General features: G+C 47.0%; 18 protein-coding genes. 7 read left to right on the top strand and 11 right to left on the bottom strand.

Annotation, left to right across the window (positions count from 1 at the left end):
• Positions 1–37: 37 nt before the first annotated feature.
• Complete coding sequence (locus tag D908_RS15380) at positions 38–1474, bottom strand: 6-phospho-beta-glucosidase (RefSeq protein ID WP_005522903.1); 1437 nt, start codon at positions 1472–1474, stop codon at positions 38–40.
• Between the two features lie 297 nt (positions 1475–1771).
• Here D908_RS15380 and katG point away from each other — a divergent pair, with 297 nt between their 5' ends.
• Positions 1772–3946: a catalase/peroxidase HPI gene (katG, locus tag D908_RS15385; protein WP_000400808.1), complete on the top strand. Its 2175-nt coding sequence runs from the start codon at positions 1772–1774 to the stop codon at positions 3944–3946.
• A gap of 78 nt (positions 3947–4024) precedes the next feature.
• On the opposite strand, the gene D908_RS15390 is transcribed toward katG, so the two are convergent.
• On the bottom strand, positions 4025–4954 hold the full coding sequence (locus tag D908_RS15390) for a LysR family transcriptional regulator (protein ID WP_005522902.1): 930 nt from the start codon (positions 4952–4954) through the stop codon (positions 4025–4027).
• A gap of 113 nt (positions 4955–5067) precedes the next feature.
• Between D908_RS15390 and D908_RS15395 the strand changes: the two genes are divergently transcribed.
• The 6 genes from D908_RS15395 (at position 5068) to D908_RS15420 (ending at position 12029) form a co-directional block, all read left to right on the top strand.
• Positions 5068–6180, top strand: coding sequence for a VarG family subclass B1-like metallo-beta-lactamase (locus D908_RS15395; protein WP_005522901.1), 1113 nt, complete (start codon positions 5068–5070; stop codon positions 6178–6180).
• 267 nt (positions 6181–6447) lie between these two features.
• A complete protein-coding gene (locus D908_RS15400) occupies positions 6448–7581 on the top strand; it encodes an efflux RND transporter periplasmic adaptor subunit (protein ID WP_005522900.1) in 1134 nt (377 codons plus the stop codon).
• A complete protein-coding gene (locus tag D908_RS15405; protein ID WP_005522899.1) occupies positions 7574–8836 on the top strand; it encodes a TolC family protein in 1263 nt (420 codons plus the stop codon). Before D908_RS15400 ends, D908_RS15405 begins: the two co-directional genes overlap by 8 nt.
• Positions 8833–10047 (top strand): ABC transporter permease, encoded by a 1215-nt coding sequence (locus tag D908_RS15410; protein WP_005522898.1) that lies wholly within the window; start codon positions 8833–8835, stop codon positions 10045–10047. The genes D908_RS15405 and D908_RS15410 overlap by 4 nt, the downstream gene beginning before the upstream one ends.
• A 3-nt stretch (positions 10048–10050) precedes the next feature.
• Complete coding sequence (locus D908_RS15415; RefSeq protein ID WP_005522897.1) at positions 10051–11328, top strand: ABC transporter permease; 1278 nt, start codon at positions 10051–10053, stop codon at positions 11326–11328.
• The gene (locus D908_RS15420) at positions 11328–12029 is read left to right on the top strand and encodes an ABC transporter ATP-binding protein (RefSeq protein ID WP_005522891.1); all 702 of its coding nucleotides are present in this window, start codon (positions 11328–11330) and stop codon (positions 12027–12029) included. The genes D908_RS15415 and D908_RS15420 overlap by 1 nt, the downstream gene beginning before the upstream one ends.
• A 68-nt stretch (positions 12030–12097) precedes the next feature.
• Here D908_RS15420 and nrdF read toward each other — a convergent pair whose 3' ends face one another.
• From nrdF to sufB, 9 genes are read right to left on the bottom strand one after another with little or no spacing between them, the layout of a single operon-like run.
• Complete coding sequence (nrdF, locus tag D908_RS15425; protein WP_000879043.1) at positions 12098–13069, bottom strand: class 1b ribonucleoside-diphosphate reductase subunit beta; 972 nt, start codon at positions 13067–13069, stop codon at positions 12098–12100.
• Positions 13070–13078: 9 nt separating this feature from the next.
• On the bottom strand, positions 13079–15247 hold the full coding sequence (gene nrdE / locus D908_RS15430) for a class 1b ribonucleoside-diphosphate reductase subunit alpha (RefSeq protein ID WP_082320886.1): 2169 nt from the start codon (positions 15245–15247) through the stop codon (positions 13079–13081).
• A gap of 18 nt (positions 15248–15265) precedes the next feature.
• Entirely contained in the window at positions 15266–15673 is a 408-nt protein-coding gene (nrdI, locus tag D908_RS15435; protein ID WP_005522888.1) for a class Ib ribonucleoside-diphosphate reductase assembly flavoprotein NrdI, read from the bottom strand.
• Complete coding sequence (nrdH, locus tag D908_RS15440) at positions 15670–15888, bottom strand: glutaredoxin-like protein NrdH (RefSeq protein ID WP_000705933.1); 219 nt, start codon at positions 15886–15888, stop codon at positions 15670–15672. The genes nrdI and nrdH overlap by 4 nt, the downstream gene beginning before the upstream one ends.
• Before the next feature lie 47 nt (positions 15889–15935).
• On the bottom strand, positions 15936–16427 hold the full coding sequence (gene sufE / locus D908_RS0118955) for a cysteine desulfuration protein SufE (protein ID WP_005522886.1): 492 nt from the start codon (positions 16425–16427) through the stop codon (positions 15936–15938).
• Between the two features lie 4 nt (positions 16428–16431).
• Positions 16432–17694 (bottom strand): SufS family cysteine desulfurase, encoded by a 1263-nt coding sequence (locus D908_RS15445; protein WP_005522885.1) that lies wholly within the window; start codon positions 17692–17694, stop codon positions 16432–16434.
• Positions 17694–18947, bottom strand: a complete 1254-nt coding sequence (gene sufD, locus D908_RS15450) for a Fe-S cluster assembly protein SufD (protein ID WP_005522884.1) — start codon at positions 18945–18947, stop codon at positions 17694–17696. Before sufD ends, D908_RS15445 begins: the two co-directional genes overlap by 1 nt.
• A complete protein-coding gene (gene sufC, locus D908_RS15455; protein ID WP_000884314.1) occupies positions 18922–19668 on the bottom strand; it encodes a Fe-S cluster assembly ATPase SufC in 747 nt (248 codons plus the stop codon). The genes sufD and sufC overlap by 26 nt, the downstream gene beginning before the upstream one ends.
• Before the next feature lie 4 nt (positions 19669–19672).
• Positions 19673–21136 carry a Fe-S cluster assembly protein SufB gene (gene sufB / locus D908_RS15460; protein WP_005522883.1) on the bottom strand — a complete coding sequence of 488 codons (1464 nt, stop codon included), beginning with the start codon at positions 21134–21136 and terminating at the stop codon, positions 19673–19675.
• Between the last annotated feature and the right edge of the window lie 3 nt (positions 21137–21139).

The raw sequence follows: 21139 nt of genomic DNA, 5'->3' as shown, positions 1-21139 counted from the left end.
TAAAAATAAACGGCGACTCTAAGGCCGCCGACACTGTTTAGAGTTGTTCACCGTTACTGGCAATCACTTGTTGATACCAGTAAAAGCTCTTTTTCTTCGAACGCGCCATGCTGCCACTGCCATCATCGTGTTTATCCACGTAGATGAAACCGTAGCGTTTTTTGTATTCGCCAGTGGTGAAAGAGACACAATCGATACAGCCCCAAGGGGTGTAACCCATCACTTCAACACCATCATAGGTAATCGCCTGTTTTACCGCCGAAATATGCTCGGAAAGGTAGCGAATTCGGTAATCATCATGGATAGAACCATCCGCTTCGACGGTATCCAGCGCGCCGAGGCCATTTTCTACCACAAAAATCGGCTTTTGGTAACGCTCATAAAGCTCGGAGAGCGCATAGCGCAAGCCTTGCGGGTCAATTTGCCATCCCCAATCTGAAGCGGGAAGAAACGGATTCAAGCGGCTGGTTTCAAATAAAGAGGTAGTTTTTCCTGCTTGTTCTGGGGCAGCAGAGACAATATTGGTCATGTAGTAGCTAATCGCTAAATAATCCGCACAACCTTGACGCAGGATCTGCTCATCACCTTCTTGCATTGAGATCTCAATGCCTTTGCGTTGCCACTCTTTACGCAAATAACTTGGGTAATAGCCGCGAACTTGCACATCACTGAACAGATATTTCTCGCGCATCAGCTCTTGTGCTAACAACACATCTTCAGGGTGTGACGTCGCGGGATAAAGCGGCATCATGTGGATCATGCTACCAATTTTAAAATCGGGGTTAATTTCGTGACCTAACTTCACCACTTGCGCACTCGCAATGAACTGGTGATGCAACACTTGGTACATGGCTTGTTCGGGGTTTTCTTGCTCTGCGTAAAGCATCCCGGAGTTGCAATAGCCAAAGATCGGCAGTTTCCAGTTACGTTGGTTATTAATTTCGTTGAAGGTGATCCAGTATTTCACCTTGTGTTGATAACGCGTCATCACTACTTGAGCAAACTTGATGAAGTGTTCAATCAATTCGCGGTTAATCCAACTACCATACTGTTTCACTAGATGCAGTGGCATTTCGAAATGTGACAACGTAATGACAGGTTTGATATTATGTTTCAGTAGCTCATCAAACAAATCATCATAAAACTGCAAACCTGCTTCATTCGGCTGCGTTTCATCACCATTAGGGAAAATGCGTGTCCATGCTATCGAGGTACGAAAGCACTTGAAGCCCATTTCAGCAAACAGCGCAATATCTTCTTTGTAGTGGTGGTAAAAATCGACGGCTTGATGGTTTGGATAAAACTCTCCCTCAATAACACCATCAGTGATCCGCCGCGGAACTTCATGTGCACCTCGAGTCAACACATCAACAATACTGACGCCTTTGCCACCTTGATTCCATCCACCTTCCACTTGGTGTGCCGCAACTGCACCACCCCACAAAAAATCATTAGGAAAACCCGTTTTAGTCATTGATGACCTCCCTCACAAATTCAAAAACTCATTCTTAGCAATCTCAAACTTCCGACACTATAACTTAAGCTTTCTTACAATGTAACCGGTTACTGAAACCGGTTACAAACAAAATATCCCATATTATTAAAATGGTTAATATTACCTATCACAAGTATCGGCAATTCTAATTAGAGTTACGCTAGAACAGCGTCTAGACTCAAAACGTCAAAACAATATCCAAGTCATTTGATTTCAAGCTGTTTTGGAAATCGAATGATGAATTCGACTTAAGTAACGCGAAGCAAGGAGTAACAGATGGAGCACAACAAAGCTGGTTCAAGCGGTCAATGCCCTGTAATGCATGGTGGCTTGACTTCTACGAGCATGTCCAACATGGACTGGTGGCCTAAAGCCCTCAACTTAGACATCCTTCACCAGCATGATAGTAAAACGAATCCACTCGGTGCTGATTTCAACTACCGTGAAGAGCTGAAAAAGCTTGATGTGGAAGCGCTAAAGCGTGATCTCAAAGCATTGATGACCAACAGCCAAGAATGGTGGCCAGCAGACTGGGGACACTACGGCGGTTTGATGATTCGTATGGCATGGCACTCTGCCGGCACTTATCGTATTGCAGATGGTCGCGGCGGCGGCGGTACAGGTAACCAACGCTTTGCCCCTCTCAACTCTTGGCCAGATAACGCAAACTTGGATAAAGCACGCCGTTTGCTGTGGCCAATCAAACAGAAGTATGGCAACAAAATCAGCTGGGCCGATCTGATGATCCTTGCGGGTAACATGGCTTATGAATCTATGGGTCTGAAGACCTTTGGTTTTGCCTTTGGCCGCGAAGACATCTGGCATCCAGAAAAAGACATCTACTGGGGTTCTGAAAAAGAGTGGCTTGCCAAATCCGGTGGTGAAAATAGCCGTTATTCCGGTCAACGTGATTTAGAAAACCCACTCGCAGCAGTAATGATGGGCTTGATCTACGTTAACCCAGAAGGTGTTGATGGTAATCCAGATCCACTCAAAACCGCGCAAGACATGCGTGTAACCTTCGCTCGTATGGCAATGAATGACGAAGAGACGGTTGCTCTGACTGCGGGTGGTCATACCGTCGGTAAAGCGCACGGTAATGGTAAAGCCTCTAACCTTGGCCCAGATCCAGAAGCAGCGGATCTGCATGAACAAGGTCTTGGCTGGAACAACCACACTAGCCGTGGCGTTGGCCGTAATACCGTAACCAGTGGTATTGAAGGCGCCTGGACCACTCACCCAACCAAATGGGATAACGGTTTCTTCTACCTACTGTTCACTTACGAGTGGCAATTAGCGAAGAGTCCAGCAGGCGCATGGCAATGGGAACCAATCAACATCAAAGAGGAAGACAAACCTGTTGATGTGGAAGATCCAAGCATTCGCTACAACCCAATCATGACCGATGCCGATATGGCACTGAAAATGGATCCTGAATATCGCAAGATTTCAGAGCGCTTCTACAAAGACCCAGCTTACTTCTCAGAAGTGTTTGCTCGTGCTTGGTTTAAGCTGACTCACCGCGATATGGGACCCAAAGCGCGCTACTTTGGCCCAGATGTACCGGCAGAAGAGCTGATTTGGCAAGATCCAGTACCAGCGGGTCGTAAAGATTATGATGTGAATGCGGTCAAAGCAAAAATTGCGGCAAGCGGCCTAAGCATCAGCGAAATGGTCAGCACCGCTTGGGATAGTGCTCGCACTTACCGTGGTTCTGATAAACGTGGTGGCGCAAACGGTGCTCGTATTCGTCTCGCACCACAGAAAGATTGGGAAGGTAACGAGCCAGCTCGTCTAGCCAAAGTGCTGGCAGTGCTGGAGAAAATTGCGGCTGAATCAGGCATCAGCATCGCAGATACGATTGTTCTGGCAGGTAACGTTGGTATTGAACAAGCGGCCAAAGCGGCTGGCGTGAATGTGACAGTACCTTTCGCACCGGGACGTGGTGATGCAACACTGGAACAAACGGATGTAGATTCATTTGAAGTGCTTGAACCTGTTGCAGATGGTTTCCGTAACTGGCAGAAAAAACATTATGTGGTAACACCGGAAGAAATGTTGCTCGACAAAGCGCAATTGCTCCGCCTCACCGCTCCAGAAATGACGGTATTGATTGGTGGACTGCGTGTGCTCGGCACCAACTACGGTGGCAGCCAACACGGTGTGTTTACTGACCGCGTGGGTGCATTGACGAACGATTTCTTCGTTAATCTGACCGACATGAATTACACCTGGAAACCAACGGGTCGCAACTCTTACGATATCGTTGAGCGTAAGAGCGGCAAAGCAAAATGGACTGCGACTCGTGTTGACCTCGTGTTTGGTTCTAACTCCATCCTACGTGCTTATGCCGAAGTGTACGCACAGGACGACAACAAAGAAAAATTCGTGAAAGACTTTGTTGCCGCATGGACGAAAGTGATGAACGCCGATCGTTTCGATCTCGTCTAATACAGTCTTGTAAAAACGACTGTTGTAAAACTCAAAGGCTGCCAATAGGCAGCCTTTTTCTGTTCGTCGAGCTCCTGTTTATCCCCGACTTATTTCCTCATCCACCAATGCCTTGATTTCCTGCCTAACCCACTGGTGAATAGGACTGTGGTGGTGAATTAAGTGCCAGAATTGTTCAACCCGGAAATCCGCGGTTCTGAAAGGCAAATCTGCAACCGCAATCTCATAACGTCCACCCAAATGGGTCACTAAACGTTTTGGCAAGGTGGCAATTAAATCTGTGTTCATTAATAGCTCTGGCACCATAGAAAAGTGGGGAAGCGAGGCGACGACATCTCGCTCTTGATTGAGGCGTTTCAACTCATGATCCATGTCGGTTTTTCCTAATCCATTACCGGAAATGATCACATGCCGACTTTGGCAATAACGCTCCAGAGTCATGGGTGAATTCACGAATGGGTGTTGACGGCACATCACCACGGCATAGTTATCACTAAACAGCCGCTGCTTAAACACATTGGTTGGAGACTCATCGGTGGAATAAAGCAGTAAATCGGCCACTTGCTCTAAATAATCATGCAAAGGCATGTAAGCGTTGTAAGCCACGATTTGCAGCTTCAAATTAGGAGATCTTTGCTGAAAGCGTGCCAGTAATTTCGGCACAATCATCATCATCTCAAAATCCAGAGCACCAATGGTAAGCACACCAGAATAGTGCAAAGGGTCGAACGTCTCTTCCACCAGCATATGGCGAATGGTATTCAGTGAGCTTTCTAGCTCTCCGCGCAAACGCTCCCCTTTGGATGTTAAGCGGTATTCATTCTTCACTTTAACCAGTAAGGGATCATCAAATTGCTCACGTAGGCGCATTAAGGCTCGACTGACGGCAGGCTGACTCATATTCAGGGCTTGTGCGGCTTGGCTTATATGTTTATGAATCAATAACTTTTCTAGAATCGTTAATAAATTCAGGTCGATACTGCGCAAGTTGATGTCGGGAGCGACCATCTCATCACCTTATAGTTCTTTGCGTGAATGATATACATACTATAACAACCATGCATTTTTGATATGTTTGTTTCTCCTTTATCTTTCTTCTCACCTGATTGAGGAGAAAGAACATGAAAATTCCAAACCTAGCTCTAGCCCCTATTGCTGCCGCACTCTTTGCTTTTAATGCCAACGCACATGAACACAAACGCAGCATTTATTTTCCGGATGAGACTTCCAGTAAAGTGGTGCAAACAGAAGTTGAACCATCAGCCACTAAATCACTAAAACTCGGCCAGAAAATTAATAACCTTTATGATCGCCAATTCGACGACAGTAAAGCCACGGTACAGAAATTAGGTAAGAACACCTACTGGGTTGGCGTGAATTACTACAACGCGACTGTGATTGTTAACGAAGATTCCGTGATGCTGATTGACCCGCTTGGCGATGGCCGTATTGATGCCCTATTTAAAGGTGTTCAATCCATTACTAATAAGCCGATCACAACAATTCTGTATTCCCACTATCACTTAGATCACGTGGGCGGCGGAAACCAATTGGTCGAGTTGATTAAGAAAAACTATCCGAGTGTGAATAACGTACGTGTCATTGCTAGCCAAGCGGTTGCCAACAAAATCGCTCAGCATGCGGAAGTGAATGAAAACGGCGTAAAAACAACAAAAGTTCCAGCACCGAATGAAGTGTACGATCTAAGAAAACCGCAAGTTGTGAAGTTTGGCTCAGTAAAAGTTCATTTGATTGCGCCTTCTGGCTCTGGCCATACGCCAGATAACACCATGATTATGATTCCAAGTGATCGTGTACTGCACTTCGCTGACATGATTAACCCAGATCAGCTACCGTTTTACAATTTTGCTGGCGCAGAACACTTCCACGGTTACGAGGAAGATTTACAAAACTTGCTCGGTAAACATCTAGGCTGGCAATGGGATTTCATTAATGGTGGACACGGCAATATCGGCTCAAAGCAGGACGTGAAAGATTTACTGCAATACATCGCCGATGTAAGAGCGGAAGTTGGCAAGCAATTAGAGGTTGTGCCATACACACCAGTGCTGAGTGATGGTAACCACTTTATTTGGTTCAAACGCTGGCAAGATGAAATTACTGCCAATGTGAAGTCCGCTCTCACAGGGAAATATGGCCACATGTACGGTTTTGAATCAGGAGCCGTTGAAACCCACGCCGCAATGATTCTGGCAGACATGATTGATCACTAATTTGCCCCTTAAATTGTGGGATTGATGTCTGCCATTTCCTTTACCAAACAAGCTCTGTCATCCAATGGCAGAGCTTTTTGTATTGAGCCGAATACTTTTTCTTCCACTTCATCTTTATCCCATTCAATGTTTAAAGCATTCCATAGACGAGGATCAATGGCATGAATGGATTAACCATGTTAAAAAACATTGTTTTTTTGAACTTTCCTTATCATCACAAGTCTCACCCCAGTCTGTAATTGATTGATGTGGTAAATGAGTATTTTTATGACAAAACGTTGGACAATATTGGCAACCTTGATCGGAATTGGGCTTGCTGGGGGCTATTACACTCTTTCATATCAGCAGGAATCCGCACCTTCATTACCCACTCTCACGGTCAATCGCGGTACGGTGGAAAAGCAAGCAGTTGCGGTGGGACAAATCATGCCTTCACACGCGGTTGCAATAAAATCGCAAATCAATGGCATTGTCGGCGAAATCTATGTGCGTGAAGGTCAATTGGTTGAACAAGGGCAACCCTTAATCAAGGTGCGCCCTAACCCGACTCCACAAGCATTGACCGATGCTTCAACGGAGTTAATGCAAAGCGAAGCCAATTTAGAATCTGATTTACAACGTTTAGCCAACCTTGAACATTTAGTTAAACAGAAGATCATCCCAGAAAATTACGACGACTACGTCCGTGCTAAAGCAGAGGTCAAAGCCAAAAAAGCGGAAGTGCAGCAGAAACGCCAAAATCTGGAATTGATCCGCAGCGGTGAAGCCTCCATTGGTCAAGCGAAACTCTCTTCTACCCTTTACGCTCCCATCAGTGGCACCATTTTGAATATTAAAGTGGAAGTGGGTGAACCGATTATCTCGACCGAATCAAGCCAAGTGGCAACCGAAATGATGCAGTTGGCTGATATGAAAAACATCGTGTTTAAAGGTAGTGTCAGTGAACACGATGCAGCACAACTCATTTCAGGTATGCCAGCAATCATCACTGTTGCGCCCTACCCAGAACAAGCTATTGAAGGCCAATTGACCAAAGTGGCAATTCAGTCTGAACGTTTAAACAATCCGGAAAATAAAGAAGGCCAAAGCTTCGATAACGGTTTTGAAGTAGAAATCGGTCAATTACAGATCCCAGATAACATTACTTTGCGCTCCGGTTTTTCTGCCAGTGCTCAAATTACATTGCAGCGTGCTGAAGATGTGCTCACCCTTCCTGAACGTGCTTTGCAGTTTTACGGCGACACACCCATGGTGTTGATTGCGGATCAATCTGAAAAAGGCTATACCGCTCACCCGGTTAAACTGGGTCTATCCGATGGTATTCAAGTCGAAATTCTTGATGGTGTCAGTGCCGATGATAGCGTGGTGGATAACAGCATGCTCGGAGGTCACAATGAATAAACGCTGGCTTTCTGTTTGGGTACTCAACGCGATTTGCTTGCCTAACACTGTTTTCGGTATGACGATTGAACAAGCTTGGCAACAAGCTAAGCAGCAATCGCCAGATGCACAGATCGCCGAACTTTCAGTGCAAATGAGTGTGCAGGATCAGCGTTTGGCCAAAAGTGAACTTCTCCCCTCGTTATCTGGTAGTGCTGGTGTGAGTTGGTCTGAGAGCCAAAACAGCTCGAACAGTTATGGAGCCTCGTTAGAACAAACTCTGTGGGATAGCCGAAAATGGAGTGCGCTAGACAGAGCCGATGCCGATTGGGTTTTGGCTCAACTCGAACGCAATCAAACTTATAACCAATTAGCTCATCAACTCCTTACTGCGTATTTTGATCTCGCCGAAGCGCAAGGCAACTTGGCCCTTGCTCAACAAAAACGAGCCGATGGATCACAATTATTAGGCATCGCCGAACAGCGCTATCTGGCGGGAAAAATAAAGTCGGTGGAACTTGAAGAACTTCGCGTCAACCAATTGGATGAAGAATCGACCATTTTAAACGCCAAAGCTGAATTAGAATCTAAGCGCAGCACTCTCGCTATGCTGCTTAATGCCTCTGCTCCACAAGTTAATGAAGTGGCAACCAATCGCCAAACGCCTACTTGGGCTTTCGATAATCAATTGGAACAATGGTTAACCGCGGCGAAAGATCACAGCCCGGAACTCTTGATTGCCATTCAGAAAGTCGCCATTAATCAAATTGCGAAGCAGCAGAGCCAAAGTGGTTATTACCCAACATTGCGCGCGTCAGCGGGTTATCAGGATGGTGATCGTCAAACCGGTGAATTCAACGGAGGATTAACCCTCTCCATTCCAATCGATCTGAATGGCGCGACACGTACTGACACTGAGAAAGCACACCTGAATTGGCTTATGGCTCAGCAACAGCAACGTAAAGTCGAGATCGAACTGGATCAAACTCTGCGTCAGCAAATCCAGCAAGTGGATATTGAATGGCAGCAAATCGCGATGGCGAACCAGCAAGTAACCCATCGCGAGCAAGTACTGCGCAGCAAACAAAAACTGTTTGATGCTGGCTTATCTGAAGCCTCTGATTTGATTGATGCACACAACAGCCTTTTTCGAGCTAAACACAGTTTGGCCAGTCGTTGGTATGCCTATTGGCGTCAGCGCATCATGTTGTTGAAATTAACCGGACAACTGAACGATAACGCCATCGCACAACTTTCCGGAGCGTTTCAGCAATGAGCATTTTGCTGCAGCAATCCTTGCAAACCCTTCTCGCGCATCGACTCAAAAGTACATTAGCGATCATCGCCATTTGTTGGGGTGTTGTCTCTGTCGTCATATTAATGGCACTTGGTGAAGGCTTCTATCGGGCTCAAACCGAGTCGTTTCGCTTTCTGCTTCAGGAAACCCAGTTGGTCGCTTCTGGGCAAACGAGCAAAACTTGGCAAGGAATGCCCGCTCGCCGCACCATTCAATTGACTGAAACACTCATGCGAGAAGTCGCTCAACGCCCTGAAATTCAACGCTATTCGGTTGTATATGATCAGCATGAAGCGGCGATTACTCAACTACACGGCACACCAATAGGCAGCACAGTCAACGGGGTTGACCCAGGGTATTTCTCTCTCGCCGGATTGAAGCTTACTTCTGGCTCACGAGACTTCACCGTTTATGACAGTAAAAACCACCGCCGAGTGGCGATTCTGGGCAATCAAGTCGCAGCGACTAGCCAGCTCAACATTGGTGATTGGCTCAAAATTCGCGGCATCCGCTTCCAAGTGATCGGTATTATGGATGATGAAAGTAACCGAATTTCATTTGGTGATAGTGAGAAAGTGTTTATTCCTGCGGTCACTTATCGAGATATCTGGGATCAACAGCCAAGCATGATGTGGATACTTCCCGCTGACGGTATTTCGGGATGGGCGCTGCGCGAGCAACTTCGTCAAACCTTTGCCAAACGTCTGCATTTTTCACCAACCGATCAGGAAGCCGTTTACCTACCCGATTTGGGCGGTGGCGTTAAAGTGATTACCGCTATTTTGCGTGGCATTCAGGCTTTTCTTGCTACCAGCGGCATGATGACCATGGCAGTCGGGATTTTAGGAGTTGCCAACATGATGTTTTTGGCTGTCACCGAACGTACGCGAGAGATCGGTGTGCGTTTAGCCATTGGCGCAACACCACAACGCATTAAACAGCAATTTCTACTCGAAGGTTTAATGCTGGTCGTGCTGGGTGCATTGGCAGGTTTACTGTTCGCCTATTTGGCGGTTGAGTTGCTTAAACATTTCGGTTTGCCTATGTGGCTCGGCGAACCCGTCATTACCAGTACAAGTGTGCTGATTTCTATGTCCGTAACAGGTGTTTTGGCTCTGGCCGCGGCTTATTTTCCAGCCCAACGCGCCGCTCGTTTAGAACCCGTTATTGCCTTGAGTAGCCGGAGTTAAGCCATGTTGCCGATTAGACAAATTCTGCAAGAAATGGCCGCCGAAAAACTCAGACTCAGCCTGACTATTCTGGCCGTCGCTTGGTCTACTTTGTGTATTGCCGGCTTGCTTGCGGTGGGTGAAGGAATCCGTAGTGGGATTGTTCGCACCATCCAAAATGGCAATGGCAATTTAATCCATATCAGCGGAGGTTTCGCCACGCTAACTCATGGCAGTTTCCATGAAGGGCAAACGCTCAAACTGACTGAACAAGATAGTCAGGTTTTGGCCACTTTACCTGCTGTAAAACGCGCTCTCCCTTCTGCTGAATGGCAGGAGCAAGTCACCTTTGAAGATAAACGCTCATGGATGCTGCCCTACGCCGTTGCTCATGGTTATCAAGCGATGAACAAACTGCGTTTATTACCTGAAGGGCGTTGGTTCAACCCACTGGATGATCAATTGCAACGTAAAGTTGTTGTACTGGGGTATGAGCTAGCCGTGCAGCTTTTCAATCAACAAGAAAGCGATTGGTTTACCGTAAGTGAGCTGGAAAGTAACCCCGTTGGGCAACAAGTCAAAATTGGCGCACATAAGTTTACTGTTATTGGCGTATTGGCAAGAAACAGTGGCAATGTTGAACAAGGTACCCCTATCGATTACAGCAGTTTTACCCCTTTCAGCACTTGGCAACGTTTTCATCCTAACCAAGCCATCAGCGGGATTAATATTGAACCAGTGGCGGGCAGTGATCGCCAAATTTTGGCTGAAACCGCACAGCAAGTGTTAAAACGTAAATACGGTGCCAGTTTGCAAGATAAGCAAATTATCTCGGTGCAAGATCATTTCCTAAGCCAGAAAAGCATGCAGCAATTTCTCCTGCGCTTGCAAAGCTTCCTTGGCATTATTGGGTTTATCACCTTAGCCGTAGCCAGTTTGGGGATCACTAACGTGATGTTCGCTACGGTGAAGCGGGCAACGCGTGATATTGGTGTACGCATGGCAGTCGGTGCAACCCCCAATACTATTCGTTGGCACTACCTAGTGCAGTCTTTGATCACTATGGGCTTAGGCGGCGTGGTGGGATTAGGGGTGACTTTCGCTATTACTCGCCTACTGGCAGCCATTCCGCTGCAAGGAAATCCCATTTACGATCATCTAGGCCAGCCAGTACCTGAATTATCGCTGAGCGTTATTGCGATTGTCGTTTCTACCCTCACCGTTATGGGCATTCTTGCCGCTTGGCTACCCGCCAATCACGCCGCAAAAGTGACACCGTTACAAGCATTACAGAGTGAATAATGAATTCTTTATCTCCCGCTCCGTTAGTGGAGTTACAACAAATCTACAAACATTACGCCAGCGGGCATAATTTGGTGAAAGCACTGGATGGTGTCGATCTCACTATCCACCACGGTGAATTTCTGGCCATTCTTGGCCCTTCAGGTTCAGGAAAATCAACTCTCATGAACGTGCTGGGCTGCTTGGATAAACCGACCGCGGGCAGTTATCGTTTAGAGGGGCACGGCGTAGACAGCCTTAGTACACAACAGTTGGCGGCGATTCGGAACCAAAAGATTGGTTTTGTCTTCCAAAGCTTTAATTTGCTGGAATACGCCAGCGCATTGGATAACGTTGCCCTACCACTGGTTTATGCGGGCGTTAAAGCGAAAGAGCGCCGTAAACGAGCCACTGAGCTACTCACTCGTGTGGGATTGGCAGATCGGCTCGATCACAGACCAAATCAGCTTTCCGGAGGCCAAAAACAGCGTGTTGCCATTGCTCGCGCGCTGATCAATCAACCACAAATTCTATTGGCTGATGAACCAACGGGCGCGTTGGATTCAAAATCCGGCGCTGAAATCGAAGCGCTTTTTAATGAACTGCACCGTGAAGGTCGCACCATCATCGTCGTTACCCATGATAATGAACTGGCACAGCGAACGAAGCGAATTGTTACCATTCGGGATGGGCAAGTGGTGAGTGATGAAGCCACAAGTTAACGTTTTTGCATAAAAAACGGCGCTCATCGCGCCGTTCATCTTTCGGTTCAAATCAAAAATTCAGCGGATTAGAAATCCCAGTCTTCATCTTGTGTTGCTACTGCCTGTCCAATCACGTAAGACGAACCAGAACCTGAGAAGAAATCGTGGTTTTCGTCTGCGTTCGGCGACAACGCCGCCAAGATTGCTGGATTCACTTCACACACTTCTTCGGGGAATAAAGGCTCAAACCCTAAATTCATCAGGGCTTTATTCGCGTTATAGTGCAGAAAATGTTTCACCTCTTCCGTTAACCCAACTGGGTCATATAAAAACTCGGTGTAACTGGCTTCGGCTTCATACAAATCAAATAACAGCGAGAAGGCATAATCTTTGATCTGCGCTTGCTGCGCTTCATCCAACTGCCGATAAGCCAACTGGAATTTATAGCCAATGTAGTAACCGTGTACCGCTTCATCACGGATGATCAGCCGGATCAAATCCGCAGTATTGGTCAGTTTTGCGCGGCTTGACCAATGCATTGGTAAATAAAAGCCGGAATAAAACAGGAAGCTTTCCAAAAATACGCTGGCAATTTTCTTTTTCAGCGGACATTCACCCGCTTGGTATTCATGCAAAATCAGCTGTGCTTTACGCTGCAAATGCGGATTTTCTTCTGACCAACGGAACGCCTCATCAATTTGTTTAGTGGTACACAAAGTCGAAAACACGGAAGAGTAACTGCGCGCATGCACGGCCTCCATGAATGCAATATTGGTCAATACCGCTTCTTCATGTTGGGTAACAGCATCCACCATTAACGCTGGCGCACCAACACTGTTTTGAATCGTGTCGAGCAGAGTTAGCCCGGTAAACACACGGATAGTGAGAGTTTGCTCTTGTTCAGTGAGCAGTCCCCATGTTGATAGATCATTGGATAACGGCACTTTTTCTGGCAGCCAGAAGTTAACGGTCAGTCGGTTCCAAATTTCCAGATCTTTCTCATCCTGCAAGCGATTCCAGTTAATGGCACGCGCAGGCTGTTTTTTTTCTGCCAACATAATCAACTCCTAAAGTGTGCAGGAAACACAGGCATCCATCTGTGTTCCTTGCAAAGCGGTTTGGCGTAATCGAACGTAATAGAGGGTTTTAATCCCCTTTTTCCAAGCGTAAATCTGCGCTTTGTTGATATCACGAGTCGTCGCACTGGCTGGGAAAAAGAGCGTTAGTGACAAACCTTGATCCACATGGCGAGTGGCTGCGGCATAGGTATCAATAATCTTGTATGGGCCAATCTCATACGCATCTTGATAGTAATTGAGGTTGTCGTTGGTCATATAAGGCGCGGGGTAATAAACGCGTCCAACTTGCCCTTCTTTCCGAATCTCAATTTTGGCAGTAATGGGATGGATCGACGATGTGGAATAGTTGATGTAACTGATACTGCCCGTTGGCGGAACCGCTTGTAGATTGCGGTTGTACAAGCCATCACGCATCACCGCTTCTTTGAGCTGTTGCCAATCTTCTTGAGTGGGTAATTCCACCGCGAATCGTTCAAACAGAGCTTTGACCACAGGAGTTTTCGGCGCAAAACTTTCTTGCAGATAGGAGGTGAAGTATTCGCCGCTAGCATAGCGTGAGCGCTCAAAATCATGGAAGGTTTGCTGTTTTTCTCTCGCTATCTGGTTAGACGCACGCAGACAGTGGAAAGCTATCGCAGCAAAATAACAGTTGGTGAAATCAACGCCTTCCTCACTACCGTAATAAATGCCTTCCCGGGCAAGGAAGCCGTGCAAATTCATTTGCCCTAAACCGATGGCGTGGCTCTGATCGTTCCCTTTACGCACCGAAGGCACACTATCAATTTGACTCATCTCTGATACAGCCGTTAATGCACGTACCGCGATTTCCACACTTTGCCCGAGCGCTTGCCCATCCATCGTTTTGGCGATGTTTAATGAGCCTAGGTTACATGAGATGTCCGTACCTAAATGCTGGTAACTGAGATCATCGTTAAACTGGCTAGCTTCACTGACCTGTAAGATTTCGGAACACAAGTTGGACATGGTGATCCGCCCTGCAATCGGGTTTGCGCGATTGACGGTATCTTCAAACATCAGGTACGGATAACCTGATTCAAACTGAATTTCAGCAATCGTTTGAAATAGCTCGCGAGCGTTGATCTTGGTTTTGCGGATTTCAGCGTTTTCCACCATTTCATCATATTTTTCGTTCACGCTGATATCGGCAAACGGTACACCGTAAACGCGTTCAACGTCATAGGGTGAAAACAGATACATCTCTTTGTTTTTCTTGGCGAGTTCAAAGGTAATGTCCGGTACTATCACCCCTAAGCTAAGGGTTTTAATGCGGATTTTCTCATCCGCATTTTCGCGTTTCGTATCCAGAAAACGCAGAATATCAGGATGATGGGCATGCAGGTAAACCGCCCCAGCACCTTGCCTCGCGCCCAATTGGTTGGCGTAAGAGAAGCTGTCTTCAAGCAGTTTCATCACGGGAATAACGCCTGAAGATTGGTTTTCAATCTCTTTAATCGGCGCGCCATATTCACGCAAATTACTGAGCAGCAGCGCTACGCCGCCGCCGCGTCGAGAGAGTTGCAGCGAAGAGTTGATTGCTCGGCCGATGCTCTCCATGTTGTCTTCAATGCGCAGTAAGAAGCAGGAAATCAGCTCGCCTCGGCTCTTTTTGCCTGCATTAATGAAAGTTGGCGTGGCAGGCTGGAAACGTCCACTTAATATTTCTCGCATTAATTGCATGGCAAAGGCTTCATCTCCTCTTGCCAAGGTTAATGCCGTCATTACTACCCTGTCTTCAAATCGCTCTAAATAGCGTTTGCCATCACGGGTTTTGAGTGCGTAAGCGGTGAAAAACTTGTAAGCCCCTAAAAACGAGGGAAAACGAAACTTTTGCGTAAAGGCACTCTGCCAGATGTGATGTAAGAACTCTCGCGAATAAGGCGCAAACACTTGAGCATCGTAGTAGCCTTGCTCAAGCAAGTAATCGAGCTTTTCATCCAGATGATGGAAAAACACGGTGTTTTGATTCACATGCTGCAGGAAATATTGCCGCACAGCGCGTTTATCTGCATCGAATTGGATCTGCCCTTCACGATCTAAAATATTGAGCATGGCATTCAGCGCATGAAAATCGAGATCTTTACGGGAATGGTGTGAAACTGTGGTCATCGAATGTAACCCATGATTGATGAAACTCATTAACGGACGCACCTTGTTCTACGAACAGTGTGCAGCCCAAAATTGTTGTAACCGCCCAGAGACTTCTCGCAGCTCTTTGTCCGTGCCGGCTAATTCAAATTGATAGAGCAATGGCACTTGGCAGTTACGTGCCACAATTTTTCCAGAACAGGCGAACAAGTGGCCAAAGTTACGGTTGCCAGAACCAATCACGCCTTTAATGTTCTGGCGTGCCAGTGGGTGCTTGAGTAACCGAATCACTTCTTGCGGTACAGCGCCTCGGCCATGACCATCAGCATAAGTGGGACAAACCAATACGAAAGGTTCTGTGATTTCAGGTAGTGGTTGTTCAACACCGATGGGAATACGCAAAGCTGGCAAGCCAAGCTTGGTAATAAAGCGCTGAGTATTGCCAGAAGCGCTGGAGTAATAGACCAATAAACTCATAACTGGCCTATGCGATCGGGACGAAAGCCACTCCAGTGATCCTCTCCTGCTACAACCACAGGAACCTGGCGATATCCAAGTGCAGTGACTCTATCCATCGCTTGCTGATTATCGTTCAGTGAAACCACATCGAAAGCGATCCCTTTTGCAGTTAACGCTTTTTGGGTAGCGACACACTGCATGCAGTTCGGCTTGGAATAGACAGTAATTTTCATTCTTACTCCTCAGTTGAGAATAAATTGCGTTTGATAATTATTATCAACTAATAGTTAGAAATGAAAAGCGATATTTCACTATATGTAGTGAAGATCACAAATGAAAAATACAACATATTGAAAATCAGTGGATTAGTTCTGGCTTGCGAAGCCGTTATTTGAATACGGCTGATCATCGCCGCTAACCCTTGAACACGAGTCGGAGTTAAATGCTGTTGTAGCTCTAGTTGAGTCAACCAAGCGTTCATATCAAAGGTAAGAATGTCGCTCGCTGAACGTCCTTGATAAACCAAGATCACCAACGCCAAGAGTCCTTTGACAATCGCTGCATCGCTATCGGCACGGAAATGGAAGAGCCCTTGTTCATCTCTTACTTGCTCGATCCAGACTTGGCTTTGGCAACCACGCACTTGCAGCTCATCCGTACGGCACTCCTGCGGTAACTGGGGCATTTTCCGACCCAATTCAATGAGGTAGAGATAACGCTGTTCCCAATCCATACAGCGCTGAAAATTTTTAACTAACTGTTCAGGAGTCATGCGTTCAGTCCAATAAAGTGGCGATTCGAGTTAAACCTTTTACTAAGGCATCTATGTCCGCTTGGTTGCTGTACATACCAATTGAAGCTCGGCAAACTGAGCTTTCTCCCAATGCCACCAGCAACGGTTGCGCACAGTGATGCCCAGTGCGGATCGCAATACCATAACGATCCAGCAAACTTCCAACGTCATAAGCGTGATGCTGGCCTAGATTGAATGCAATCACCCCATGCCTAGTAAAACCTGAGCCAAAAAGTCGAAGATTCGGAACCGTCTTTAACGCTTTCAGGGCGTAACCCATCAACTTCGCTTCATGATCGGCAATGTTATCGATACCGATTAATTGCAAATAATCGAGTGCAGATCCCATTCCGAGAATACCCGCGATGTTGGGTGTTCCCGGTTCAAATTTCCATGGCGCACCTAGATATGTTGTCCCATTGGGCAAGCTCACTTGGTCAATCATGGCCCCACCACCCTGCCATGGAGACATAGCTTCAAGGCGCTGATGTTGAGCATACAAAACCCCGACCCCAGTTGGACCATAAAGCTTGTGAGCCGAAAACACATAAAAGTCACAGCCCAATTCTTCGACATTGATCGGCTCATGCATCACGGCTTGTGCACCATCAATGAGTACCGGAATGCCCCGCGATTTGGCGAGTGCTATCACCTCTTCAATTGGTGTGCGCAGACCCAACACGTTAGAAACATGCGCTAACGCAATCAGCCGAGAGTGTTCAGTCAAGAGTGGTTCCAACATCGCAAGATCAAGCTGGCCTTGCGGGTTAACCGGCCAGATTTTAATGGTCAGCGGATACTGTTCAGCAAGCAGTTGCCAAGGAACAATGTTGGCGTGGTGCTCTAATTCTGAAATGACAATTTCAACTGGCGTTGTGGTTTGTTGCAAAATCGGACGTAAGAAGCTGTTCGCGACTAGATTGATCGCCTCTGTCGCTCCCTTAGTGAACACAATTTCTTCACGCTTTGCGGCACCAATAAAGTGCTGCACTTTGTCCCGCACCGCTTCCATGTTGTCTGTTGCAGTGCTGCTCAATTGATGAATACCACGATGAACGCTGGCGTATTCACTTTGGTAAAAGTGCTGCATACGCTCAATGACGACTTGTGGCGTTTGCGCTGTGGCTGCCGAATCCAAATAAACCAACGGTACACCACCCAATTGAACACCAAGTGTTGGGAAATCATCACGCCATGGTGAGGTTCCTTCAGTACTGTTGGCTTGCACGACAGTTAAATCACTCATTACGCCTCCAGTTTACTCGACACACGCTGCGCCAAATAATCACGTAATTTAGAGTCGCTCACCGCTGCAATCCGCTCACCTGCAAAAGCGTAAGTCAACATATGCAGTGCTTTCGCACGTTCAATGCCACGCGCTTGCAAATAAAACAGCTGTTCAGGGTCGATTTGTCCTGTCGTCGCACCGTGGCTACATTTCACATCGTCGGCATAGATCTCCAACTGCGGCTGGCTGTTAACCTGTGAGTGATTACCCAAAAGCAAGTTGTGATTGTCCATTTGACCATCAGTTTTTAACGCGCCTTTATCAACCAGAATCAGGCCATGAAACACGGCGTTGCTTTCTTCTTTTGCTATCACTTTGTGGGATTGATAGCTGCGACAGTGAGCGGCTTGATGCCGTAAAAAAGTACGGCTATCGCTGGTCGTATTTGCTTCAGGCAATGACAAACTGTGCATTTGAACTTCTGCCCCGGTTCCGGCAAGCAACGTACTGGTTTGTTGGCGAATCAATTGTCCGCTTAATAAAAAGCTGTGACTTTGCGCCTGACTATCTCGGATTAATCGCAGATCGTTGTGCGCAAAATGGTGTTGCTGCGAGCCTTCTTCGATCACTTTGGCATGCTCCAATTGCGCGCCTTCAGCAACATTGGCAGACACACGAGAGCAAGTGACACCGTGACTTTCATCAAGCGAGAAGTAGTGTTCGTAGAGTTGGCACTGCGCTAAACGCGCCAACTCTAGGTGGTGTCGATAACTGCACAACACACCACGATTTGCCGTTTGAACATGCAGCAGATAAATAGGCTTGTCGGTAACAAATTCGCGGCTGACTGCTAGATGAATCCCTGCATTCGCAGTCGCATCGGTAAGTAATGCAAATGCTTCACCCTGCACCGACTGATTCACTTGTTTTAACTGCTGTTCATTCCACAGCTCAATAGGAGTAATGGTGACGCCGGGAATCACATCAGACCATTCACTCAGCCAAGCACCATTGCTAAACACTAACCGATAGCCCTCAAATTGGCTTAACCAAGCTAAGGTTTCTGGTGTCAGTGGCTGTTTATCAGCAGCCTGAAAACTCAATAGCGCGAATTCGTTGAGCGATGTGTATTTCCACCCTTCATCACGCTCTTTGGGTAGGCCAATCTCTTGTAATTGTGCCCAGCTTTGCTGCTGCCACTGCGCATCACCACGCAGTTTCTCCAATTGTTTGAGCGTTTGTTGGCTACTCTTGTGCGTTAATCCAACCATAACCTTCATCCTCTAAACGCTTCGCTAAAGTGTGATCTCCCGATTTCACAATCCGGCCTTGATACAGCACATGCACAAAGTCAGGTTTGATGTAATCCAAGATCCGCTGATAGTGGGTAACAACAATAAAAGCTCGCTTACCATCGCGCAGTGCATTCACACCTTCAGAAACAGCTTTGAGCGCATCAATATCAAGCCCTGAATCCGTTTCATCGAGAATGCACAACTGAGGTTCCAGCACGGCCATTTGCACCATGTCGTTACGTTTTTTCTCACCACCAGAAAATCCTTCGTTCACAGAACGATTCAGTAAATCCAACGGCATCTTGAGCAGTTGAGCTTTCTGTTCTAGGTGATCTTCAAACTCAAAGCGATCCAACTCTGGCAAACCTCGGTACTGGCGAATGCCATTGAGTGCAGTTTGTAAAAACAGCCGATTGCTGACACCCGGAATTTCCACCGGATATTGGAATGCCAAAAACACCCCTTCCCCAGCACGCTCTTCAGGTTCAAGCTCGGTCAGGTCTTGGCCATTCAGCAAGATGCTACCGCCGGTCACTTCATAGGCCTCTTTTCCTGCGATGGTCGAGGCAAGGGTGCTCTTCCCTGAGCCATTAGGACCCATGATGGCGTGCACCTCACCGGGGCGAACGACCAAATTGATGCCTTTTAAGATGGGAGAACCCTCTACACTGGCCTGTAAATTTTGAATGTCTAACATAGGTTTAACCCACACTGTGTTCGAGACTGATGGAGAGCAGCTTTTGTGCCTCAACGGCAAACTCAAGCGGCAACTCGGAGAAAACTTCTTTGCAAAAACCATTAACAATCATTGAGATGGCATCTTCTTCTGAGATACCGCGTTGCAAACAGTAAAACAGCTGATCTTCACCGATGCGTGATGTTGTGGCTTCATGTTCCACTTGAGCCGTCGGGTTTCTCACCTCGACATACGGGAAAGTATGTGCGCCACATTCCGCGCCAATTAACATGGAATCACACTGTGTAAAGTTTCTGGCACCACTGGCACTAGGTAAAATTTTCACTAAACCGCGGTAGCTGTTTTCACTGCGTCCGGCTGAAATGCCTTTCGAGATAATGGTCGAGCGGGTGTTTTTACCGATATGGATCATCTTTGTTCCCGTATCAGCACGCTGCTCACCATTGGTCAGAGCCACGGAATAGAACTCACCAACCGAGTTGTCGCCAAGCAAAATCACGCTCGGGTATTTCCAAGTGATCGCTGACCCAGTCTCCGATTGTGTCCATGACATCTTGCTATTTTCACCCTCACACAGAGCACGTTTGGTTACGAAGTTGAGAATGCCACCTTGAGAGCCTTCAGCACCGGAGAACCAATTCTGCACAGTGGAATATTTCACTTGCGCATTTTTATGAACGATCACTTCCACCACAGCGGCATGCAGTTGATAGCTATCACGCACAGGGGCGGAACAACCTTCGATATAGCTGACGAAAGCGCCTTCGTCCGCAATTAAAATTGTGCGTTCAAACTGCCCTGTTTTAGCCTGATTGATTCGAAAATAAGTGGACAGTTCACGTGGGCAATGCACGCCGGGCGGGATGTAAACAAAGGATCCATCGGAAGCCACTGCCGCATTCAGTGCTGCAAAAAAGTTGTCTTTTGGTGGAACAACGCTTCCCAAATAACGGCGCACTAAATCCTGATAATCGCGGATCGCTTCACTAAATGAGCAGAAAATAATCCCATGCTGTTTCAACTCTTCACGATAGGTTGTGCTCACCGATACGGAATCAAAAATTGCATCGACCGCAACTTCTGCACCTTCGCGTACTGGCACACCGAGTTGTTCAAAAGCATGCTCAACTTCTTGGGTTAAAAATGGCGTACTACCATCACAGAAGTCCGAATCGTCACCACATTTGGCACAGGCTGGCGCGGAATAGTAACTGTAACTTTGGTAATCGAGAGAAGGATAATCCGCCTTCAACCAATGTGGTTCTTCCATCTGCTGCCAGATACGGTAGGCCTCGAGTCGGAACTCCAACATCCACTCTGGCTCATTACGTTTGGCAGAAATGGCACGCACAACCTGCTCATTGATGCCTTGTTGCAAAGTGTCATTTTCCAGCTGAGTGAAAAATCCTGCTTTGTATTTGTTGCCCATGGCGGCCTGAATATCAGGCTGAATTTCTACTGCTGACATACA

This window comes from Vibrio mimicus CAIM 602 (genome assembly GCF_000338875.1).
GTDB lineage: Bacteria > Pseudomonadota > Gammaproteobacteria > Enterobacterales > Vibrionaceae > Vibrio > Vibrio mimicus.
Note: the sequence above shows the minus strand (reverse complement) of the source record. Positions and strands in the feature narration are given on the sequence as shown.

Coding starts and splice junctions, on each gene's coding strand:
- D908_RS15380 (WP_005522903.1), bottom strand. CDS start 1,474: ATGACTAAAACGGGTTTTCCTAATGATTTTTTGTGGGGTGGTGCAGTT.
- katG (WP_000400808.1), top strand. CDS start 1,772: ATGGAGCACAACAAAGCTGGTTCAAGCGGTCAATGCCCTGTAATGCAT.
- D908_RS15390 (WP_005522902.1), bottom strand. CDS start 4,954: ATGGTCGCTCCCGACATCAACTTGCGCAGTATCGACCTGAATTTATTA.
- D908_RS15395 (WP_005522901.1), top strand. CDS start 5,068: ATGAAAATTCCAAACCTAGCTCTAGCCCCTATTGCTGCCGCACTCTTT.
- D908_RS15400 (WP_005522900.1), top strand. CDS start 6,448: ATGACAAAACGTTGGACAATATTGGCAACCTTGATCGGAATTGGGCTT.
- D908_RS15405 (WP_005522899.1), top strand. CDS start 7,574: ATGAATAAACGCTGGCTTTCTGTTTGGGTACTCAACGCGATTTGCTTG.
- D908_RS15410 (WP_005522898.1), top strand. CDS start 8,833: ATGAGCATTTTGCTGCAGCAATCCTTGCAAACCCTTCTCGCGCATCGA.
- D908_RS15415 (WP_005522897.1), top strand. CDS start 10,051: ATGTTGCCGATTAGACAAATTCTGCAAGAAATGGCCGCCGAAAAACTC.
- D908_RS15420 (WP_005522891.1), top strand. CDS start 11,328: ATGAATTCTTTATCTCCCGCTCCGTTAGTGGAGTTACAACAAATCTAC.
- nrdF (WP_000879043.1), bottom strand. CDS start 13,069: ATGTTGGCAGAAAAAAAACAGCCTGCGCGTGCCATTAACTGGAATCGC.
- nrdE (WP_082320886.1), bottom strand. CDS start 15,247: ATGAGTTTCATCAATCATGGGTTACATTCGATGACCACAGTTTCACAC.
- nrdI (WP_005522888.1), bottom strand. CDS start 15,673: ATGAGTTTATTGGTCTATTACTCCAGCGCTTCTGGCAATACTCAGCGC.
- nrdH (WP_000705933.1), bottom strand. CDS start 15,888: ATGAAAATTACTGTCTATTCCAAGCCGAACTGCATGCAGTGTGTCGCT.
- sufE (WP_005522886.1), bottom strand. CDS start 16,427: ATGACTCCTGAACAGTTAGTTAAAAATTTTCAGCGCTGTATGGATTGG.
- D908_RS15445 (WP_005522885.1), bottom strand. CDS start 17,694: ATGAGTGATTTAACTGTCGTGCAAGCCAACAGTACTGAAGGAACCTCA.
- sufD (WP_005522884.1), bottom strand. CDS start 18,947: ATGGTTGGATTAACGCACAAGAGTAGCCAACAAACGCTCAAACAATTG.
- sufC (WP_000884314.1), bottom strand. CDS start 19,668: ATGTTAGACATTCAAAATTTACAGGCCAGTGTAGAGGGTTCTCCCATC.
- sufB (WP_005522883.1), bottom strand. CDS start 21,136: ATGTCAGCAGTAGAAATTCAGCCTGATATTCAGGCCGCCATGGGCAAC.